At 67.5% G+C, this 5,067-nt stretch carries 6 protein-coding genes and 1 pseudogene; 3 read left to right on the plus strand and 4 right to left on the minus strand.

Features of this window, described 5'->3' with window-relative positions:
• The coding region (locus tag VFM98_RS11140) for a VOC family protein (protein WP_325109990.1) at positions 1 to 241 on the minus strand (241 nt) is incomplete at its 3' end.
• 228 nt (positions 242 to 469) lie between these two features.
• Here VFM98_RS11140 and VFM98_RS11145 point away from each other — a divergent pair.
• The 3 genes from VFM98_RS11145 to VFM98_RS11155 all read left to right on the plus strand — a co-directional run bounded on the left by VFM98_RS11145 (position 470) and on the right by VFM98_RS11155 (position 2,943).
• A complete protein-coding gene (locus tag VFM98_RS11145; RefSeq protein ID WP_325109991.1) occupies positions 470 to 892 on the plus strand; it encodes a rubrerythrin family protein in 423 nt (140 codons plus the stop codon).
• 105 nt (positions 893 to 997) lie between these two features.
• Positions 998 to 2,350, plus strand: coding sequence for a (Fe-S)-binding protein (locus VFM98_RS11150; RefSeq protein ID WP_325109992.1), 1,353 nt, complete (start codon positions 998 to 1,000; stop codon positions 2,348 to 2,350).
• A 2-nt stretch (positions 2,351 to 2,352) separates the two neighbouring features.
• Entirely contained in the window at positions 2,353 to 2,943 is a 591-nt protein-coding gene (locus VFM98_RS11155) for a DUF3501 family protein (protein WP_325109993.1), read from the plus strand.
• 141 nt (positions 2,944 to 3,084) lie between these two features.
• On the opposite strand, the gene ugpQ is transcribed toward VFM98_RS11155, so the two are convergent.
• The 3 genes and pseudogenes from ugpQ to VFM98_RS11170 all read right to left on the minus strand — a co-directional run.
• A complete protein-coding gene (gene ugpQ / locus VFM98_RS11160) occupies positions 3,085 to 3,831 on the minus strand; it encodes a glycerophosphodiester phosphodiesterase (protein WP_325109994.1) in 747 nt (248 codons plus the stop codon).
• 79 nt (positions 3,832 to 3,910) lie between these two features.
• Positions 3,911 to 4,921 carry a sn-glycerol-3-phosphate ABC transporter ATP-binding protein UgpC gene (gene ugpC, locus VFM98_RS11165; RefSeq protein WP_325109995.1) on the minus strand — a complete coding sequence of 337 codons (1,011 nt, stop codon included), beginning with the start codon at positions 4,919 to 4,921 and terminating at the stop codon, positions 3,911 to 3,913.
• Positions 4,921 to 5,067: pseudogene (locus VFM98_RS11170) on the minus strand (glycerol-3-phosphate transporter); the annotation flags it as partial. The gene ugpC and the pseudogene VFM98_RS11170, both read right to left, overlap by 1 nt.

The raw sequence follows: 5,067 nt of genomic DNA on the forward strand, positions 1-5,067 counted from the left end.
GGTCGAAGAAGGCGATGAACGAGCCGTCCTGCAGGCGGAAGAAGAAGTGCGTGTAGGGGCAGTACTCGCCGGTGCTGGGCACGTGGTCGCTCTGGATGATGTGGTAGAGCGGCAGGCCCAGGATGTCTTCGTAGAAGTGGCGCGTTTCTTCCGCGTCGCGCGCGCGGTAGGCATAGTGGTGCAGCTGCCGGATCGGCGGCGGCGCGGGCAGGTTACTGCGGTCCTGGAGAACGGCGGCCATGGGGCTCCTCGGTTCGACAGTACGTGACACGTTCACTTTAACGGAATGCTCGGCCACGCCCACAGGGTGCGTGTAAAGTGTTATCAATTGACGTGCTCTCATAGCCAAAAGCGATCAACCGCATTGACCATGGCTATTAGACGCAGCGCCCGGGGCTCACTACGCTTGTTGCGTCCCCGGCGCCGCCGGGGCATAGGCTTCCTGTTCACCACCACGAAGGAGATTTCCATGGCAGCACTGAAGGGGTCCAAGACCGAGGAGAACCTGAAGGCCGCTTTCGCGGGCGAGTCCCAGGCCAACCGGCGCTATCTGTACTTCGCAAACAAGGCCGACGTGGAGGGCCAGAACGACGTGGCGGCGCTGTTCCGCTCCACCGCCGAGGGCGAGACCGGCCATGCCCACGGCCACCTCGAGTGGCTGGAACAGGTCGGTGACCCGGCCACGGGCCTGCCGATCGGCAGCACGCGCGACAACCTGAAGGCCGCCGTCGCCGGCGAGACGCACGAGTACACCGACATGTACCCCGGCATGGCCAAGACGGCGCGCGAGGAAGGCTTCGACGAGATCGCCGACTGGTTCGAGACCCTGGCCAAGGCCGAGCGCTCGCACGCCAACCGCTACACCAAGGCGCTGAACGAACTGGCCGACTGAGGTTGAGCGTTGAGTGTTGGGCGTTGAGCGCGAGCGCAACGCCCTTCCCTGAACGCTTCCCCGCTGAACGCTGAACGCTCAACGCCGAACGAACACGGAGAGTCCATGGCCGTCCGCGAAGGCAGTCTCGAGGCGCCCACGCGCCACCCGATCGACTGGAAGAACCCCGAGTTCTACGACGAGGAGAAATGCCTCCGGGAGCTGGAGCGCATCTTCGAGATCTGCCACGGCTGCCGGCGCTGCGTGAGCCTGTGCAAGTCCTTCCCCACCCTGTTCGACCTGGTCGACGAGGGCAAGACGGGCGAGATCGACGGGGTCGAGAAGCAGGACTTCTGGAAGGTGGTGGACCACTGCTACCTGTGCGACCTGTGCTACATGACCAAGTGCCCCTACGTGCCGCCGCACCAGTGGAACGTGGACTACCCGCACACCATGCTGCGCGCCAAGGCGATCAAGTTCCGCAAAGGCGGCGTCGACGCCGGCGCCAGGTTCCTCGCCTCCACCGACGTGCACGGCCAGTTCGCCGGCATCCCCATCGTCACGCAAGTGGCCAACAAGGTGAGCCAGAGCAAGCCGGCCCGCGCGGCGATGGAAAAGACGCTGCACGTCGACCGCGAGGCCTGGCTGCCCTCGCTGGCCACGCGCCGCTTCCGCAGCGCGGCGCCCAAGTCGGACGAGGGGACGGTGCGCGACGGCGAGCGCACGCCCGGCAAGGTGGCCGTGTTCGCGACCTGCTACGTCAACTACAACGAGCCCGGCATCGGGCTCGACCTGCTGAAGGTGCTGCGGCACAACGAGATCCCCTACGAGATCGTCAGCAAGGAGAAGTGCTGCGGCATGCCCAAGCTGGAACTGGGCGACCTCGAGTCGGTGGATGCGAGCAAGCGCGCCAACATTCCGGTGCTCGTCAAGTACGCGCGCGAGGGCTGGGCCATCATCGCCACCGTGCCCAGCTGCACGCTGATGTTCAAGCAGGAGATCCCGCTGATGTACCCGGACGATGCCGACGTGCAGGCCGTCAAGGAGGCGATGTGGGATCCCTTCGAATACCTCGCCGCGCGGCGGCGCGACGGCCTGCTCAAGACCGAATTCCCGAATCCGCTCGGGAAGGTGAGCTACCACGTGCCCTGCCACCAGCGGGTGCAGAACATCGGCCGCAAGACCGAGGAACTGCTCAAGATGATCCCGGACACGACCGTGCACACCAACGAGCGCTGTTCGGGGCACGCGGGCACCTACGGCGTGAAGAAGCCCACCCACACCGCCGCGATGCAGATCGGCAAGCCCTTGTTCAAGCGCATGGCGGAGCACCCGCAGGGCGGCACGCCCGACTACATCAGCTCCGACTGCGCGCTGGCGGGCCACCACATCGACCAGGGCTTCGAGGTCAACGCACTCGGCGACCCGCAGTTCCACCATCCCATCACGCTGCTGCGCATCGCCTACGGACTGGACTGACCATGCAACTCACCGGCAGGATCACGGCCGACAGCCTCATGACGCTGGAGGCCTACGCCAAGTGGCGCAAGCAGCACAAGCCCGAGGTGATCGCGCACCGCCGGCTGCGCAGCGTGCCGCTCGGCGAGCACATCACCGTGCAGTTCGAGAGCGAGTTCACGATGCGCTACCAGATCCAGGAGATGCTGCGCATCGAGAAGATCTTCGAGGAGGAGGGCATCCAGGCCGAGATCGACACCTATGCCCCGCTGGTGCCGGACGGCGGCAACTGGAAGGCCACGATGCTGATCGAGTACCCGGACGTCAACGAGCGCCAGCGCGAGCTCGCCCGCCTGATCGGCGTGGAGGACCGCATGTTCGTCGAGGTGGAGGGCCACGCGCGCGTCTACGCGATCGCCGACGAAGACCTGGACCGCGAGAACGAGGAGAAGACTTCCTCGGTGCACTTCCTGCGCTTCGAGCTCACGCCGCCGATGCGCGATGCCGTGAAGGCCGGCGCCGGCGTGAAGCTCGGGTGCGACCACACCAACTACCCCGCGCACGTGGCGCTGGCGCCGGAGACGCTGGCTTCGCTGGCGGGGGATCTGCGGTGATCGGTCGCGGGGTTGCGGGATTCGTAGGCTGGCGCTGAGAGCGCGGAGCGCCGAAGCCCAGCTTCGCTGCGCTCGCTGATCGCTGGGCTTCGGCCTGAGGCGCTCAGCGCCAACGAAGACGGCGTCACCAAGCAGCTGCGCCTAAGCTGGTGCGAACAACTCCACCCGGTCCGTGATGATCCCATCCGTCCCCAGCGCAATCAGCCGCTGCGCCGCCCACTCGTCGTTCACGGTGTAGCTCAGGCAACGCATCCCTGCGCCCTGCACCTGTGCCACCGTCTGCGCATCCCACAGCGCGTGGTTGCACACGATGGCCACGCAGTCGAGCGAGCGGGCGATATCGAACCAGCCTTCCCACAAGGTATCCAGCAGCAGCCCGCGCGGCAGCCCGGGCTGCGCCGCCTGGGCCGCCTGCAGCGACTCGGGGCGGAAGGACGTGAGCAGCGGCGGCACGGCCTGGCCGGCCCAGATGCGGGCGGCGTACTGCGCCACCACCTCGCCGCTCGGGCGCTCCTGGCCCGGCGTGGGCTTGATCTCCACGTTCAGCAGCAGGCGGTTGGCGAGGCACCAGCGCGCGACGTTCTCGAACGTGGGCAGCGGTTCGCCGGCAAAGGCGCGCGAGTGCCAGCTGCCGGCATCGAGCCGCGCCAGCTGGTCCCAGGGCTGGTCGCCGCCGAGGCCGAGGCCGTTGGTGGTGCGCTCCAGCGTCGCGTCGTGCAGCAGGAAGGGCACGCCGTCGGCCGAGAGCTTCACGTCGCATTCGAACATGCGGTAGCCGTGCGCGGCGCCGAGGCGGAAGGCCGCCAGCGTGTTCTCCGGCGCCAGGGCGTTGCCGCCCATGCCCGCGCCGCGGTGCGCGATCCAGCGCGGATACGGCCACGAGTTCACGGAGCCCCCACGCTTGTCACTTCGTGTACTTCGCTGCCCCCCGAGGGGGCCTTCGCACCTTGGGGCGGCCCGGCGGTGCTCATGCCGCCATCCGTGCGCCGGTGTCGGCGTGGAACCAGTGCAGCCGGTCCTCGCGCGGACGCACGCGGATCACCTGGCCGGCGGCGGGCGCGGGACGGTTTTCCTCCACCCGCACGATCACCTGCTCCTCGCCGATGCGGCCGTAGACCAGGCGCTCGGCGCCGAGCATCTCCACGGTTTCGGTGCGCACTTCCCAGCCGCTGTCGGCCAGGTCGAGGTGTTCGGGCCGGATGCCCAGCAGCGCGCCGGCGCGGCCGCCCGGCGCCTCCTTCAGCAGGTTCATGGGCGGCGCGCCGATGAAGCTGGCGACGAAGGTGGAGGCGGGCCGGTGGTAGACCTCCTCGGGCGTGCCGAACTGCTCCATGCGGCCGGCGTTCATCACGATCATGCGCTGCGCGAGCGTCATCGCTTCCACCTGGTCGTGCGTCACGAACAGCGAGGTGATGCCCAGCTCGCGGTGCAGCTTCTGGATCTCGATGCGGGTCTGCGCGCGCAGCTTGGCGTCCAGGTTGGACAGCGGCTCGTCGAACAGGAACACCTGCGGCTGGCGCACGATGGCGCGGCCCATGGCCACGCGCTGGCGCTGCCCGCCCGAGAGCTGGCGCGGCTTGCGATCGAGCAGGTGGGCGAGCTCCAGGATGCCGGCCGCCTTGTCGACGCGGGCACGGATCTCCTCGGCCGGCAGCTTGCGGATCTTGAGCCCGTAGGCCATGTTCTCGAACACGCTCATGTGAGGGTAGAGCGCGTAGTTCTGGAACACCATCGCGATGTCGCGGTACGCCGGTTCCAGGTCGTTTACCACGCGGCCGCCGATGGCGATCTCGCCGCCGGTGACTTCTTCCAGGCCGGCGACCATGCGCAGCAGCGTGGACTTGCCGCAGCCCGAAGGCCCGACGATCACCACGAATTCGTGGTCGGCGATCTCGGCGTTGATGCCGTGGATCACCTGCAGTTGATGCTTGCCGGTGCCGTAGCGCTTGATGACGTTCTTGAGGGAGATTGCGGCCATTATTTCTCTGTATCCACCAGGCCCTTGACGAACCACTTCTGCATCAGGATGACGACGAAGGCGGGCGGGATCATCGCCAGCATGGCGGTGGCCATCACGGCGCCCCATTCCGTCTGCGCGTCGCCGCCGGAGATCATGCGCTTGAT

It is taken from the genome of Ramlibacter sp., assembly GCF_035706265.1.
Classification (GTDB): domain Bacteria; phylum Pseudomonadota; class Gammaproteobacteria; order Burkholderiales; family Burkholderiaceae_C; genus Ramlibacter.

Bases quoted from the DNA above. Each gene is read 5' to 3' on its own strand.
- VFM98_RS11145 (WP_325109991.1), top strand. From the start codon at position 470: ATGGCAGCACTGAAGGGGTCCAAGACCGAGGAGAACCTGAAGGCCGCT.
- VFM98_RS11150 (WP_325109992.1), top strand. From the start codon at position 998: ATGGCCGTCCGCGAAGGCAGTCTCGAGGCGCCCACGCGCCACCCGATC.
- VFM98_RS11155 (WP_325109993.1), top strand. From the start codon at position 2,353: ATGCAACTCACCGGCAGGATCACGGCCGACAGCCTCATGACGCTGGAG.
- ugpC (WP_325109995.1), bottom strand. From the start codon at position 4,921: ATGGCCGCAATCTCCCTCAAGAACGTCATCAAGCGCTACGGCACCGGC.